Annotated in this window: 4 protein-coding genes; all 4 read left to right on the forward strand. The window is 75.7% G+C overall.

All coding sequences use genetic code 11. From position 1 onward, the window contains the following. The first annotated feature begins 12 nt into the window (after positions 1 to 12). Entirely contained in the window at positions 13 to 1164 is a 1152-nt protein-coding gene (locus ACA514_RS34605; protein WP_375045480.1) for a DegT/DnrJ/EryC1/StrS family aminotransferase, read from the forward strand. Between the two features lie 71 nt (positions 1165 to 1235). Beyond that, complete coding sequence (locus ACA514_RS34610; RefSeq protein WP_375045481.1) at positions 1236 to 2342, forward strand: Gfo/Idh/MocA family protein; 1107 nt, start codon at positions 1236 to 1238, stop codon at positions 2340 to 2342. Beyond that, positions 2335 to 3009, forward strand: coding sequence for an HAD-IA family hydrolase (locus ACA514_RS34615; protein ID WP_375045482.1), 675 nt, complete (start codon positions 2335 to 2337; stop codon positions 3007 to 3009). Before ACA514_RS34610 ends, ACA514_RS34615 begins: the two co-directional genes overlap by 8 nt. Positions 3010 to 3136: 127 nt before the next feature. Beyond that, positions 3137 to 16192 (forward strand): SDR family NAD(P)-dependent oxidoreductase, encoded by a 13056-nt coding sequence (locus ACA514_RS34620; RefSeq protein WP_375045483.1) that lies wholly within the window; start codon positions 3137 to 3139, stop codon positions 16190 to 16192. The last annotated feature ends 10 nt before the right edge of the window (positions 16193 to 16202 follow it).

Consider the following 16202-nt stretch of genomic DNA (forward strand, 5'->3'; position numbering starts at 1 on the left):
GGTGTGGGGCAGATGAGTGATATCGGGCTTCCGGAGTGGCCGCAGTACGACGAACGGGAACGCGACGGGCTGGTCCGCGCGCTCGAGCAGGGCCAGTGGTGGCGCATGGGCGGCGGCGAGGTCGACGCCTTCGAGCGCGAGTTCGCCGAGCACGAGGGCGCCGCGCACGCGCTCGCGGTGACGAACGGCACGCACGCGCTGGAGCTGGCCCTGCAGGTGCTCGGGGTCGGTCCGGGCGACGAGGTCGTGGTGCCGGCGTTCACCTTCATCTCCTCGTCGCAGGCGGTGCAGCGGCTCGGCGCGGTGGCCGTGCCGGCGGACGTCGACCCCGGCACCTACAACCTGGACGTCGCGGCCACCGAGGCGGCGATCGGACCGCGCACCCGGGCGATCATGCCGGTGCACATCGCCGGCCAGCTCGCCGACCTGGACGGGCTGGCCAAGCTGTCGGCCGACAGCGGCGTCCCGCTCCTCCAGGACGCCGCGCACGCGCACGGCGCCCGCTGGAACGGCCGCCGCGTGGGCGAGTTCGGCACGATCGCGGCCTACAGCTTCCAGAACGGCAAGCTCATGACGGCCGGGGAGGGCGGCGCGGTCACCTTCCCCGACCGCGACTCCTACGAGGAGGCGTTCCTGCGGCACAGCTGCGGGCGCCCGCGCGACGACCGCGGCTACCACCACCGGACCTCGGGGTCGAACTTCCGGCTGAACGAGTTCTCGGCCGCGGTCCTGCGCGCCCAGCTGAGCCGCCTGGACGAGCAGATCGACACGCGGGAGCGGCGCGCGCCCGTGCTGTCCCGGCTGCTCGCGGAGATCCCGGGCGTCGTGCCCCAGGAGCGCGACGCCCGCGCCGACCGGGTGCCGCACTACATGGCGATGTTCCGGGTCCCGGGCCTGGCGGGGGAGCGGCGCGACGCGCTCGTCGACGCGCTCGTGGCGCGCGGCGTGCCCGCCTTCGTGGTGTTCCGCGCGGTCTACCGCACCGCCGCCTTCTGGGAGACCGGCGCGCCGGACGCCACGGCCGAGGAGCTCGCGGCCCGCTGCCCGAACGCCGACGCCATCACCGGTGACGGCATCTGGCTGCACCACCGCACGCTGCTCGGCACCGAGGAGCAGATCCACCGGGTCGCCGAGATCGTGGCCGACGCCGTGAGCGCGGCATGACCGAGCGCAGCGAGGGCATGAACGCTGCTCTTCGGGGGGCGCGGGGGGTCGTCCCCCCGGAGGGGGCAGGCATGACGGGCTCTGCGCGCCTGCGCGTCGCGCTGGTCGGACTCGGCTGGGCGGGGCGGCGGATCTGGCTGCCCCGACTGCACGAGCACGAGCGCTACACCGTCACCGCCGTCGTCGACCCCGACCCCGCCGCGCGCGCCGCGGCGGATGCGCCGATCGCGCTGGCCACCGTCGAGGAACTCGACCCCGCGACCGTGGACGTGGCAGTGGTCGCCGCCCCCAACCACCTGCACGCCTCCGTCGCGGCCCGGCTGCTGGCCAGGGGAGTGCCGGTCTTCCTGGAGAAGCCGGTCTGCCTCAGCGTCGCCGAGGCGGACCGGCTCGCGGCGGCCGAGCTGACGGGCGGGGCGGTCCTCCTCGCGGGCAGTGCCGCCCGGTACCGCGCCGACGTCCAGGCCCTGCTGGACGTCGCCGCCGGCCTCGGCCCGATCCGCCACGTGGACCTGTCCTGGGTGCGCGCGCACGGCGTCCCCACGGCGAGCAGCTGGTCCGTCCGGCGCGAGCAGGCGGGCGGCGGCGCGCTGCTCGACCTGGGCTGGCACCTGCTCGACGCCGTGGAGCCGCTGCTCGGCCGCACGGCCTTCGACCACGTCCTCGGGACGGTCTCGTCCGACTTCGTCAACGACCCCTCGCGCCGCGCCCGCTGGAAGGAGGGCGGGCCCGGCGCCCCCGCGCGCGACGGCACCGGGGGCGGCGACGTCGAGGACACCGCGCGCGGGTTCCTCGTGACCGACCGCGGCGTCTCGCTGGCGCTGCGGGCGAGCTGGGCCTCGCACGAGGCCCGCGACGTCACCGCGATCACCGTGGAGGGCGCCGCCGGGACGGCCGCGCTGCGCTGCACGTTCGGGTTCAGCACGAACCGGCTGGAGGCGTCCGAGCTGGTCCGCACCCGGCACGGCGTCGCCCGGCCCGTCCCGGTGCCGAGGGAGCCGGTCGGCGTCGAGTACTCCCGCCAGCTCGACGAGCTGCCCGGCATGCTGGCCGACCCGGGGCGCCGCGGCGCCGCGATCGCGCGCGCCCGGGAAATGATCGCGGCGATCGGGCGCCTGTACGACTCGGCCCGGCCCGCGGCCGCGACACCGGCGATGGCGGGGGCGGGTCATGGCTGACGGTTCCCCGGCCGGCGCCGTGCGCGCGGTGGTCTTCGACCTGGACGGCGTCGTCGTCGACAGCTTCGACGTGATGCGCCGGGCGTTCCAGGTCGCCTACGCCGAGGTGATGGGCGACGGCCCGGCGCCCTTCGAGGAGTACAGCAGGCACCTCGGCCGCTACTTCCCCGACATCATGCGGATCATGGGCCTGCCGCCGGAGATCGAGGAGCCCTTCGTCCGGGAGAGCTACCGGCTCGCCGGCGAGGTCACCGTCTTCGACGGCGTCCGGCCGCTGCTGGACGGGCTGCGCCGGCGCGGCCTGCGGCTCGCCGTGGCGACCGGGAAGAGCGGGCCCCGGGCGCGCTCGCTGCTCGCCGGGCTCGGCATCGCCGGGCACTTCGAGCACATCATCGGCTCGGACGAGGTGGCCCGGCCGAAGCCCGCGCCCGACATCGTCGAGCGCGCCCTCGACCTGCTCGGCGTCCGCCCGGACGAGGCGGTGATGGTCGGCGACGCCGTCACCGACCTGCGCAGCGCACGGGCGGCCCGCGTCGGGGCGATCGCCGCATTGTGGGGCGAGAGCGACCCCGCGCCGCTGCTGGCCGAACGCCCGGACGCGGTGCTCCACCGCCCCGCGGACCTGCTCGGCCTGCTGACCCCGCCGCTTCCCCGGGTCCGGACGTGAGCAAGGAATCTTAGGGGGGCGGTTAGGGGATTGTTCCGACCATTCCTTGACGACACTCGACGCATTGGCCCGCATATTTCCGCGGGCGGTCCCGTACCGTCACCTTCGCGTTGGGGGATGCGCCGGAATGCTGCGCACGGAGCTGATTCGGCCCCTGCCCGAATTGCTGAGCGAACACGCCCGCCGGGCGCCCCGGAAGATCGCCTTCCGGGACGCCCGGCGCGGCGTCACCTATGCCGATCTGGAAACGCGGACCCGGCGCCTGGCGGCCCATCTCGCGGAACGCCGGCTGCAGCCCGGCGACCGCGCGGCCCTCCTGCTCGGCAACCGCGTCGAGATGGTGGAGGGCTACCTGGCGCTGGTCCGGGCGGGCGCCGTCGGCGTCCCGGTGAACCCGCGCGTCACCGAGGCGGAACTGGCCTACCTGCTGGACGACAGCGGCGCCCGGCTGGTGATCACCGACCCGGAGCGCGCCGCGCCGCTGGCCCGGGTGCTCGCCGGGCGCCCGGACGTCACCGTCGTGGTGACCGGCGACGCGCCGCCGGAGGCGCTGCCAGCCGCGGTCCCGTTCGAGTCGCTCGCCGGCACCGACCCGGGCGTGCCGGCCCGCGACGACCTCGGCCTGGACGAGCCGGCGTGGATGCTCTACACCTCCGGCACCACCGGCAGGCCGAAGGGGGTCGTCTCCACGCAGCGCAACTGCCTGTGGTCGGTCGCCGCCTGCTACGTGCCCGTTCCCGGACTGTCCGCCGACGACCGCGTCGTGTGGCCGCTGCCGCTGTTCCACAGCCTCTCGCACATCGCGTGCGTCCTCGCCGTCACCACGGTCGGCGCGACCGCGCGCATTCTGGACGGCTTCAGCGCCGGGGAGGTCCTCGACGCCCTCCGCGAGGACGACGCGACCTTCCTCGCGTGCGTCCCGACGATGTACCACCACCTCGTCCGGGCCGCGCGCGAGGAGGGCTTCACGGCGCCGCACCTGCGGATGTGCCTGGTCGGCGGCGCGGTCACCACGGCGGAGCTGCGCCGGGCGTTCGAGGAGGCGTTCGGCGCGCCGCTGCTGGACGCCTACGGCAGCACCGAGACCTGCGGGTCGATCACCATCAACTGGCCGACCGGCGCCCGCGTCGAGGGATCGTGCGGCCTGCCGGTGCCCGGCCTCGGCGTGCGGCTGGTGGACCCCGAGACCGGCATCGACGTCGGGCCGGAGGAGGAGGGCGAGGTCTGGGTCCGCGGCCCGAGCGTGATGGTCGGCTACCACGACCAGCCCGAGGCGACCGCCGAGGCGTTCCGCGACGGCTGGTACCGCACCGGCGACCTGGCCCGGCGAGACGCCGCCGGCTACTTCACCATCACCGGCCGGATCAAGGAGCTCATCATCCGGGGCGGGGAGAACATCCACCCCGGCGAGGTGGAGGAGGTCCTGCGGGGACGGCCCGGCGTGGCGGACGTCGCGGTGGCTGGGCGCCCGCACGAGGTGCTCGGCGAGGTCCCGGTGGCGTTCGTCGTACCGGGCCCGGAAGGCCTCGACCCTGAGGCCCTGTTCGCCGCCTGCCGGGAGCGCCTCGCCTACTTCAAGGTGCCGGAGGAGCTGTACGAGATAGCCGAGGTCCCGCGCACGGCCTCCGGAAAGGTCGCGCGGCGGCTGCTGCTGGAGCGTCCCGCCCGCCTGCGCGCGACCGGCGGCGGGCGCCACGAGTCGCTGTTCCGCCTGGACTGGATCCCGCTCCCGTCGGTGCCCGGCCGCTCCGGCGGGGGAGACGCGCGGCCCGAACTGGTCGTGACCTCGCCGGCCACGGACGCGCGCGAGCTGGCGGCACGGCTCGCGGACTGGGCGGCTGACGAACGGCACGCGGGCTCCCATCAGGTCGTCGTCACCCGCGGAGCGCTCACCGTGGAGGAGACAGGCACCGCCGCCGACCCCGCCCAGGCGGCGGTGTGGGGCGCGGTGCGCTGCGTCCAGGCCGCGCATCCGGGCCGGTTCACCCTGCTCGACCTGGACGCCGACACCGACGCCGAGCGGTTCGCGGCCGAGGCGGTGTCCGCGGGTGAACCGCAGGCGGCCGTCCGGTCGGGCGTGGTCCTGGTACCGCGCGCCGTCCGCACCGCCGCGCCGCCGGACGCGGACCCGCGCTCCCCGTTCGCCGCGGGACGGACCGTGCTCGTCACCGGCACCGACGGCGAGCTCGGCGAGACCGTCGCCCGCCACCTGGCCGAGGCCTATGGCATCGACGTCACTGCTGTCGCCGACGACGCCGCCGACCGGGACGCGCTCGCCGCGCTGCTCACCACGTGCGGTCCGGTCGGCGCCGTCGTCCACGCGCCCGACGGCCGGGACCCCGCGGCCGCGCTGGCGGGGGCCGTGAACCTGTCCGAGCTGACCGCGGTCCACGGCCTCGGCGCCTTCGTACTGCTCTCCCCGGCCACCGGCCTGCTGGGTACGGCGGGACGCGTGGAGGAGTCCGCGATCGGCGCCTCCTTCGACGCGCTGGCCCGCCGCCGCGCGGCCGACGGACTGCCGGCGCTGTCGCTGACCCTGGGGCCCGTCCACGGCGACGATCGTCCGCTGCCGCCGGGCGTCGGGCGCCTGACGGCCCGGGAACGCCTGTCGGCGCTGGACGCGGCCCTCGCCGCGGAGGAGACCTGCCTCGCCGCGTTCCGCCTCGACCCGGCGGCGGTGCGCGCCGACGCGGTCCCGGCGCCGCTGCGCGACCTGATCGAAGCCCCGGTCCGCGCGGTGGCCGCGGACGACGGCGCGGCCGCCGACCTGCGCCGCAGGCTCCGCGACCTGCCCGGCGCGGCCGACCGGGACCGGCTGCTGACGGACCTGGTCCGCGCGGAGGTCGCCGACCTGCTCGGGGACGGCGGCGACCTCCCGGCCGACGCCCCGTTCCGCGACCTCGGGCTCACCTCGCTGACCGCCGTCGCCCTGCGCGACCGGCTGGCCGCCGCGTCCGGGCTGCCACTGCCCGCCACGCTCGCCTTCGACCATCCGACCCCGCTCGCCGTCGCACGCCACCTGCGGGCGTCGCTGCTCACCGAGCCCGCCGCCCGGGACGCGGCCGTGCCGCATGCCCTGTCCGGCGAACCCGTCGCGATCGTCGGCATGGCCTGCCGCCTGCCCGGCGGGATCGCGTCGCCGGAGGACCTCTGGCGGCTCGTCGACCAAGGCGCCGAGGCCATCACGGAGTTCCCCGCCGATCGCGGTTGGGACCTCGACTCCCTGCGGTCCGCCACCCGGCACGGCGGCTTCCTCCACGACGCCGGCGACTTCGACGCCGGCTTCTTCGGCATCTCCCCGCGCGAGGCCCTCGCCATGGACCCGCAGCAGCGGCTGCTGCTGGAGGTGTCGTGGGAGGCGCTGGAACGCGCGGGCGTCGACCCCACGTCCCTGCGCGGTCGCGACATCGGCGTGTTCTCGGGCCTGATGTACCACGACTACGCCACCGACCTCGCCGACGTGCCCGCCGACCTCGACGGCTACCTGGGCACCGGCAACTCCGGCAGCGTCGCCTCCGGTCGCGTGTCCTACACGTTCGGCTTCGAGGGACCTGCGGTGACGGTCGACACCGCGTGCTCGTCGTCGCTGGTGGCGCTGCACCTGGCGGCGCAGTCGCTGCGGTCGGGGGAGTCCTCGCTGGCGCTGGCCGGGGGCGTGGCGGTGATGGCCCGGCCCACGTCGTTCGTCGAGTTCACCCGGCAAGGCGCCCTCGCCGCTGACGGCCGGTGCAAGGCGTTCGCGGACGCCGCCGACGGCACCGCCTGGTCCGAGGGCGCCGGGGTGCTGGTCCTGGAGCGGTTGTCGGACGCGCGCCGCAACGGGCACGAGGTGCTGGCGGTGGTGCGCGGGTCGGCGGTGAACCAGGACGGCGCGTCCAACGGCCTGACCGCGCCGAACGGCCCGTCGCAGGAACGCGTGATCCGCCAGGCCCTCGCGAACGCCGGTCTCGCCGGCACCGACGTCGATGCCGTCGAAGGGCACGGGACCGGGACGCGGCTGGGCGATCCGATCGAGGCGCAGGCACTGCTCGCGACCTACGGCCAGGGCCGCTCCGCCGACCAGCCGCTGTGGCTGGGGTCGCTGAAGTCGAACATCGGACATGCGCAGGCGGCGGCGGGCGTGGCCGGTGTGATCAAGATGGTGGAGTCGCTGCGCCATGGCGCGCTGCCCAGGACCCTGCACGTGGACGCGCCCTCGTCCAAGGTGGACTGGTCGGCGGGCGGCGTCCGGCTGCTGGACGAGCCGCGCGAGTGGCCCGAGGTCGACCGGCCGCGCCGGGCGGGGGTGTCGTCGTTCGGCGTGAGCGGCACCAACGCCCACGTGATCATCGAAGAGGCCCCGCACACGGCCGCCGCCGGCGATCCCCTGGCGCCCGATCCGGACGTGGTCGTCCTGCCGTTCTCCGCCCGAGCCGTGCCGGCATTGCGCGCACAGGCGGGGCGGCTTCGGGATGACATGCTCGCGCGCCCGGCGACGAGGCTGCCCGACATCGGCTTCTCCCTGGCCACGACCCGCGCCGCCCTCCGCCACCGCGCGGTGGCCGTGGCGGGCGACCGGGGCGAGGCGCTCGCCGGGCTCGGCACGCTCGCGGCGGGCGAGCCTTCGCAAACCGTCGTGTCCGGCGTCGCCGACGTCGACGGCAGGACGGTGTTCGTGTTCCCCGGGCAGGGCACGCAGTGGGCGGGCATGGGCGCGGAACTGCTGGAGACGTCCCCGGTCTTCGCGGCGCGGTTCGCCGAATGCGCCGCCGCGTTCGCCCCGCACGTGGACTGGTCGCTCACCGAGGCGCTGCACGGGCCGCTGGACCGGGTGGACGTCGTGCAGCCCGTCGCGTTCGCGGTGATGGTGTCTCTGGCGGAGGTCTGGCGCGCCCACGGGGTCACGCCGGACGCGGTCGTCGGGCATTCGCAGGGCGAGATCGCGGCGGCATGCGTGGCGGGGGCGTTGTCGCTGGAGGACGCGGCGCGGGTAGTGGCGCTGCGGAGCCAGGTGATCGCGCGGCGCCTGGCGGGCCGGGGCGGGATGGCGTCGGTGGCGCTGCCCGTCGAGGAGGTCTCCTCGCGGCTGACGGACGGGTTGGAGATCGCGGCGGTCAACGGGCCGGGAGCGGTGGTCGTCGCGGGTGATCCGGGCGCGCTGGACGACCTCATCGCCCGCGCCGAGGCCGACGGTGTGCGCGCCCGGCGGATCCCGGTGGACTACGCCTCGCACACCTCCCACGTCGAGGCGATCGAGGGCGAGCTGGCGGAGCTGCTGGACGGGCTCGTCCCGCAGGCCTCGCAGATCCCGTTCTTCTCCACGGTCGAAGGACGGTGGCTGGACACGACCGAGCTGGACGCCGGCTACTGGTACCGCAACCTGCGGCGGCCGGTGCGTTTCGCAGCGGCCGCGGAAACGCTCGCGGGGGACGGGTTCCGGGCGTTCGTCGAGGTCAGCGCGCATCCGGTGCTGACACCGAGCATCGCGGAGATCGTCACGGAACCGTCGGTGGCCGTCGGCACCCTGCGCCGTGACGACGGGGGGCTCCGGCGCTTCCTGCTCTCGCTCGCCGAACTCCACGTGCGCGGCGTGGCGGTCGACTGGACGGCCGTCTTCGCCGGATCCGCCCCTCGGCGGGTCGCGCTGCCCACCTACGCCTTCCAGCGCGAGCGCTACTGGCTCGAACCCGCCCACGGCCCGGCCGCCGGACCCGAGCCCGCCGGCCATCCGCTGCTCGACGCGGTCGTCCCGCTCGCCGGATCGGACGGCGCGGTGTTCACCGGGCGGCTCACCGAACGCGACCACCCCTGGCTCGCCGACCACCGGGTGGACGGGGCCGTGCTGCTGCCGGGCACCGCGCTGCTGGACGCCCTCCACCACATCGGCGACCTGCGCGGCACCCCGGTCGTCGCCGAGCTGACGAGCTCCGCGCCGATCGTGCTGCCCGAGGACGGAGCGCTCGACCTCCAGATCCGCGTGGAGGAGAGGTCCGTCCGCGTCCACACCCGCAACGGCCCTGACGCGGAGTGGGCCGAGAACGCGACCGCGACGCTTGCGGAGGACCGGCGGCCGGGCGCCGCCGTCCCCTGGCCGCCGCCCGCCGACGCGAGTCCTCTCGACTTGGACGGCTTTTATGAGCGCCTCAGTGTCGAGTACGGTCCCGCCTTCCGCGCCGTCCACGCCGCCTGGGCGGGCGATGGGGAGGCGTGGGCCGAACTCCGGCTGCCGGAGCAGGCGGACCCGGACGGCTTCGGCCTGCATCCCGCGCTGCTCGACGCGGCCCTGCACCCGATCGCCGCGGCGGGGCTCCTGCCTGATCCGGACCGGCCGCGCCTCGCCTTCTCTTGGTCCGGTGTGCGCCTGCACGCGACCGGTGCCCGCGCACTGCGCGTCCACCTGACCGCGACCGGGCCCGACACCGTGGCGATCACGGCGGCCGACCCGTCGGGTGACCCGGTGGCCGGCGTCGAGGCGCTCGCGCTGCGCCCGCTCGCCCCCGGCAGCCTCGACGCGGGCGGGGCGCGCGACCGGTTGTTCGAGGTCTCGTGGGTTCCGGCCGGAAAGTCCGGTCACCCTGCGGCGGAAGTCGTCGTCCACCGCGTCGGCGCAGGTGACACCGCGCGTTCCCTCGCCGAGCGCGTCCGCGCGGTCGGCTGGGAGACCCTGCGCCTGCTGCGCGACTGGCCGGACGACCCGCGCGCCGCATCGGCCCGCCTCCTGGTGGTCACCTCGCCGGACGACCCGATGCACGAGGCGGTGCGGGGCCTGCTCCGCAGCGCGCAGTCCGAGCACCCCGGCCGGTTCGCGTCCCTTGTCACCGACGATCCCGGCGAGGCGGCGGTCGCCGCCGCGCTGCCCCTGATCCTGGCCGAACCGCAGATCGCCGTGCGCGACGGGCGGACCCTCGTGCCGCGGCTGACCCGTGCACCGCTCCCGGCCCCGCCGGAGCGTTCGCGGCTGGCCGGCGGGACCGTGCTGGTGACCGGCGCGACCGGCGGCCTCGGCCGCCTCGTCGCGGAGCACCTGGTGCGGGCGCACGGCGTCGCGGAGCTGGTCCTGCTGTCCCGGACGGGCGCCCCCGCAGCGTGGGTCGCGGAACTGTCCGCCCTCGGGGCCCGCGTGCGGACGGTCGCCGCCGACGTGGCCGACCGAACCGCCCTCGCCGAGGCGGTCGGGGAGGTGGCGGACCGGCTGACCGGGGTGGTCCATACGGCCGGGCTCGTCGCCGACGGCGTGCTGGCCTCGCTCGGCCGGCAGGATTGGGACGCCGCCCTGGCACCGAAGGTGGACGGGGCCTGGCACCTGCACGAACTGACCCGCGACCTCGACCTCGCCGCGTTCGTCCTGTACTCGTCGGCGTCCTCCACGTTCGGCAGCCCCGGCCAGGGCAACTACGCGGCGGGCAACGCCTTCCTCGACGCGCTCGCCCGGCACCGCAGGGCGGAGGGCCTCCCGGCCGTCTCGCTGGCATGGGGGCTGTGGGGCGGTGCCGAGGGCATGGGCGGCCGCCTCTCCGGCACCGACCTGGCGCGAATGGCCCGCTCCGGCACGCGTCCGCTGACCGCCGAGCAGGGGCTGGCGCTGTTCGACGCCGCGCTGGAGAGCGACCGCCCGGCACTCGTGCCGATCCGCCTGGACCTGGCCGCCGTCCGCGCCGGCGAGGACGTGCCGCCGCTGCTGCGCGCCCTGGTCCCCGCACGGGCCCGGCGGCCCGAGGCCGCGGCGTCCCCGGGCCCGGACGCGATCGCGCCCGCCGACCTGCTCGACGTCGTCCGGGCGACGGCCGCCGCCGTGCTCGGGCACACCGGCGCCGACGCCGTCGAACCGGGACGCGCCTTCAAGGACCTCGGCCTCGACTCCCTCACCGCGGTCGAACTGCGCAACCGGCTGGCCGACGCCACCGGGCTCCGCCTCCCGGCGACCCTGGTGTTCGACCACCCCACCCCCGCCCGGCTCGCGGAGAGGCTGCGGTCCGAACTGTCCGGGACGGCGCCGCAGGCAGACGCGCGGATCTCTGACGCCTCCGGAGGCGGCGACGACGATGCCATCGCCATCGTCGCCATGGCATGCCGCTTCCCCGGAGACGTGGACTCTCCCGAGGACCTCTGGCGGTTCGTCACCTCGGGCGGCGACGCCATCACCGGCTTCCCGACGGACCGCGGCTGGGATTTCGACGCTGTCCACGACCCCGATCCCGACGTACCCGGCCGGACCTACGTGCGGGGCGGCGGGTTCCTTCGCGGCCTGGCCGACTTCGACGCGGGCTTCTTCGGCATCAACCCCCGCGAGGCCCTCGCCATGGACCCGCAGCAGCGGTTGCTGCTGGAGGTGTCGTGGGAGGCCCTGGAACGCGCGGGCCTCGACCCGACGTCCCTGCGCGGCACGCCCACGGGCGTCTTCGTCGGGACGCACGGCCAGGACTACGGGCGGAACGGCCCGCGCGGCGACGCGGACGAGGGCTACCTCGTCACTGGGAACGCGGCGAGCGTACTGACCGGACGCGTCGCCTACACCCTCGGCTTGGAGGGCCCGGCGGTGACGGTGGACACCGCGTGCTCGTCGTCGCTGGTGGCGCTGCATCTGGCGGCGCAGTCGCTGCGGTCGGGGGAGTCCTCGCTCGCGCTTGCGGGCGGGGTGTCGGTCATGTCCACGCTGGAGGGCATCGTCGGTTTCAGCCGGCAGCGAGGGCTGGCCGAGGACGGACGCTGCAAGGCGTTCGCGGAGTCCGCCGACGGCTTTGGCATGTCGGAGGGCGTCGGGGTGCTGGTGCTGGAGCGGTTGCCGGACGCGCGCCGCAACGGGCACGAGGTGCTGGCGGTGGTGCGCGGGTCGGCGGTGAACCAGGACGGCGCGTCCAACGGCTTGACCGCGCCGAACGGCCCGTCGCAGGAGCGCGTGATCCGCCAGGCGCTGGCCGACGCCGGGCTGAACGGCGCCGACATCGACGCCGTCGAGGCGCACGGCACGGGCACGCGGCTGGGCGACCCGATCGAGGCGCAGGCACTGCTGGCGACCTATGGGCGAGAGCGGCCGGACGGCCGCCCGCTGTGGCTGGGATCGGTCAAGTCGAACATCGGCCACACCCAGGCCGCCGCGGGCGCCGCCGGCGTGATCAAAATGGTGGAGGCGCTGCGCAACGGCGTGCTGCCCGAGACCCTGCACGTGGAGCGGCCGACCTCGGAGGTGGACTGGTCAGCGGGCGGCGTCCGGCTGCTGGACGAGCCGCGCGACTGGCCCGAGGTCGACCGGCCGCGCCGGGCGGGGGTGTCGTCGTTCGGGGTGAGCGGCACCAACGCCCACGTGATCATCGAAGAGGCGCCGGTGCCCCTCGAACAGGCGCCCGCCCCCGAGACCCCTGTCCCGGACGAGGAGCCCGCCGCCGTGGTCTGGCAGGTGTCCGCCCGCGACTCGCGGGCGCTTCGGGCGCAGGCCGCGCGGCTCGCCTCGTTCGTCGCGGAGCACGAGGATCTGACGGCGGCCGAGATCGGGCATGCCCTGGCCACCGCCCGCGCCGCCTTGGACGAACGCGCGGTCGTCGTCGCGGCCGACCGGGACGAGGCCGCAGCCGCACTGGAGGCGCTGGCACAGGGCACGTCCGCACCGGCCGCCGTCACCGGGACGGCGAACGTCACCGGCAAGACCGTCTTCGTCTTCCCCGGCCAGGGAGCGCAGTGGGCCGGGATGGCGGACGAACTGGCGAAGGCGTCACCGATCTTCGCCGAGGCGCTGGCAGAGGTGGGCGGGGCCCTGGATCCGTACGTGGACTGGTCTTTCGAGGAGGCATTGAGCGGGCCGCTCGATCGAGTGGACGTGGTGCAGCCGGTGTCGTTCGCGGTGAATGTGGCCTTGGCCCGGTTGTGGGAGTCGTTCGGCGTCCGTGCCGACGCGGTGGTGGGGCATTCGCAGGGTGAGATCGCCGCCGCATATGTGGCCGGTGCGTTGTCGTTGGAGGACGCGGCGCGGGTGGTGGCCTTGCGCAGCCGGGCGATCGCGCGCGGGCTGGCCGGGCGCGGCGGGATGGTCTCGGTCGCACTGCCCGTCGAGCAGGTCGCTTCTCGGTTGGCCGGCGGGCTGGAGGTCGCGGCGGTCAACGGGCCGGGGTCGGTGGTCGTCGCAGGAGCCCCGGGCGCGCTGGACGATTTCGTTGCCCAGGCAGAGACCGATGGCCTGCGTGTCCGGCGGATCCCGGTGGACTACGCCTCGCACACCTCGCGCGTGGAGTCGATCGAGAGCGAGCTTGCCGATCTGCTGCATGGGCTCGTTCCCCGCGCCTCGCGGATCCCGTTCTTCTCCACGGTCGAAGGACGCTGGCTGGACACCACCGAGCTGGACGGCGGCTACTGGTACCGCAACCTGCGGCACAGGGTCCGTTTCGCCGACGCCACCGAAGCACTGACTGACGCCGGCTACCGCACGTTCATCGAGGTCAGCGCCCATCCGGTACTGGTGCCGAGCGTGCAGGAACTCGTGGACGAGCGCACGTCGGTGGCCGTCGGCACGCTGCGCCGCGACGACGGCGGGCTTGGCCGCTTCCTGCTCTCGCTCGCCGAACTCCACGTGCGCGGCGCGGCCGTCGACTGGTCCCCGGTCCTTCCGCCCCGCGGCGGACGGCGGGTGCCGTTGCCGACGTACGCGTTCCAGCGTCGCCGCTACTGGATCGAGGCGGCCGAACCCCTTCTGGACACCATCACTCCCGACCCGGAAAGCGGTGGCGTCCACGCCGCAGGCCGGCTGTCCCTCGGAAGCCGGCCCTGGCTGGCCGACCACGCCGTGGGGGGACGCGTCCTGCTGCCGGGCGCGGTCTTCGCCGAGCTCGTACTCCAGGCCGCCGCCGAGGCCGGGGCGGCGAGCATCGAGGAACTGGTCATCGAGACGCCGCTAGAACTACCGGAGCAGGGCGTCGTCGGCGTCTCGGTCACGGTGGGGGAGGAGGACGGGTCCGGGCGTCGCCCCGTGAGCGTCCACTCGCGTCCCGAACCGGACGGTCCATGGACGCGCCACGTCACGGGCCGCGTATCGGCGGACGGCCCCGGGCCTGCACCGGTACCGCCGCAGTGGCCACCGGCTGGGGCCGAACCGGCCGCCGTCGACTCCTTCTACGACGATCTCGCCGAACGCGGGTACGAGTACGGTCCGGCCTTCCGCGGGCTGCGCGCCGCCTGGACCCGTCCGGGCGAGGTGTTCGCGGAGGTGGAACTGCCCGGCGGTGTCGAGGCCGAGGGCTTCGCTCTGCATCCAGCCCTGCTGGACGCCGCCCTCCAAGCGGCCAACCTCCGTGCGGCCCCGCGTTCCGGCGACGGCGGCGCGCTCCTCCCGTTCGCCTGGAACGACGTCACCCTCCACGCGACGGGTGCCACCGCGCTCCGCGTCCACGCCGCACGGTCGGGCGACGACGCCGTCACCTTCGCGATCAGCGACCGGTCGGGGCGGCCCGTCGCCGGAATCGGATCGCTGGTGCTGCGCCCGGCCGGGGCGCCCGCCTCTGACGGGCTCCACCGCATCGTGTGGACCGCGGTCCCGGAGGTGTCGGACGCTTCGCCGGTCGAGGCCGGGGACGTCCTCGACGTCACCGACGTCCCGGCCGGACCGCCCCACGAGGCGGCCCGCGACCTGGTCGCCCGGGTGGTGCGGCGCCTCGCCGACGACCCGCCCAGGGTCGTCCTCACCCGTGGCGGTCCGGTCGGTGCCGCCGTGGCGGGCCTCGTCCGCACGGCCCGCCTCGAGGACCCGGCCCCGCTCACGCTCGTCCAGGCCGACGAGCCGGACGCGGCGCGGGCGCTGCTACCCGCGGCGGTCGCCTCAGGCGAGCCGGAGCTCGCGGTCCGCCAGGGCGCCCTGCACGCACCCCGCCTCGCGCAGGCACGCGCCACGGGAGAACCGCCGCGGCTCGACCCGGACGGCACCGTGCTGATCACCGGCGGCACGGGGACGCTGGGCGGGCTGGTCGCCCGGCATCTGACGACCGCCCATGGCGTCCGCCACCTGGTGCTGGTCGGCCGCCGGGGCCTGGCGGCCCCCGGCGGGGGCGAGCTGGCGGAGGAGCTGCGGAAGGCGGGTGCGCACGTGCGCATCGTCGCCGCCGACGTCTCCGACCGGGACGCGCTGGCGGGCGTCCTCGCGGACGTACCGGCCGAACATCCGCTGACCGCCGTCGTCCACGCGGCGGGCGCGCTGGCCGACGGGGTGCTCACCGCGCTGACCGCGGACCAGGTGGACGCGGTGTTCCGCCCCAAGGCCGACGCCGCCTGGCATCTGCACGAGCTGACCCGCGACCTGGACCTGGCGGCGTTCGTGCTGTTCTCCTCCGGCGCCGGGACGTTCGGCAACGCCGGACAGGGCAACTACGCGGCGGCCAACGGCTTCCTCGACGGGCTGGCCCGGCTGCGGCACGCCGAAGGGCTGCCCGCCGTCTCGCTCGCCTGGGGGCTCTGGGAGCAGGCCAGCGGCCTCACCGATCATCTCGGGGAGGCGGGCCGCGGCCGTCTGGCCCGGGGCCTGCAACTGGCGCTGTCGACGGCGGAGGCGCTCTCCCTCCTGGACCAGGCACTGCGTGCGGACGGCGAGCCGGTGCTCGTCCCGACACGGCTCGACCATGCGGCCCTGCGTCGCCGGGCCGGCGAGGGCACGCTCCCGGCCCTGCTGCGCGGGCTTGTCCGCACGGCTCCGCACCGGACCCAGGCCGTGGCGGATTCGGCCCGCGAGACCCTGGCCGACCGGCTGGCCCGGCTGCCGGAACCCGATCAGCGGCGTGAACTGGTCGAAATCGTGCGCGCCGCGGCCTCGGACGTCCTCGGCCTGGCCGCAGGCGAGACCCTGCGCGCCGACCAGGCCTTCAAGGACGCAGGATTCGACTCGCTGACGGCCGTACGGATGCGCAACCGCCTCGCCGAGGCGGCCGGCGTGCGGCTCGCGGCCACCGCCGTCTTCGACCACCCCACCCCGGCCGCGCTCGCTGAGCACCTGCGCGCCGAACTCGGCGTCGCCCCGCGCGAGGCCGTCCCGCCCGCGCTGGCCGAGCTGGAACGGCTGGAACGCGCGCTCGGCGAGCCGCCCGAGGACGCCGCGCTCCGCGAGCGGATCGTCGCACGGCTCGACGCGCTGACCGCCCGCCTGGCCGGGCCCGCCGAACCCGGCCCCGACCTGGACGCGGCGACCGACGACCAGCTCTTCGCGCTCATCGACCACGAACTCGGACAGGGCTGAAGGAGGGGCA

This window comes from Actinomadura sp. NTSP31, from assembly GCF_041951385.1.
In the GTDB taxonomy this organism is placed as follows: domain Bacteria; phylum Actinomycetota; class Actinomycetes; order Streptosporangiales; family Streptosporangiaceae; genus Spirillospora; species Spirillospora napierensis.

Excerpts from the sequence above, each read along its gene's own strand:
- ACA514_RS34605 (WP_375045480.1), top strand. The coding sequence starts at position 13 with ATGAGTGATATCGGGCTTCCGGAGTGGCCGCAGTACGACGAACGGGAA.
- ACA514_RS34610 (WP_375045481.1), top strand. The coding sequence starts at position 1,236 with ATGACGGGCTCTGCGCGCCTGCGCGTCGCGCTGGTCGGACTCGGCTGG.
- ACA514_RS34620 (WP_375045483.1), top strand. The coding sequence starts at position 3,137 with ATGCTGCGCACGGAGCTGATTCGGCCCCTGCCCGAATTGCTGAGCGAA.
- ACA514_RS34615 (WP_375045482.1), top strand. The coding sequence starts at position 2,335 with ATGGCTGACGGTTCCCCGGCCGGCGCCGTGCGCGCGGTGGTCTTCGAC.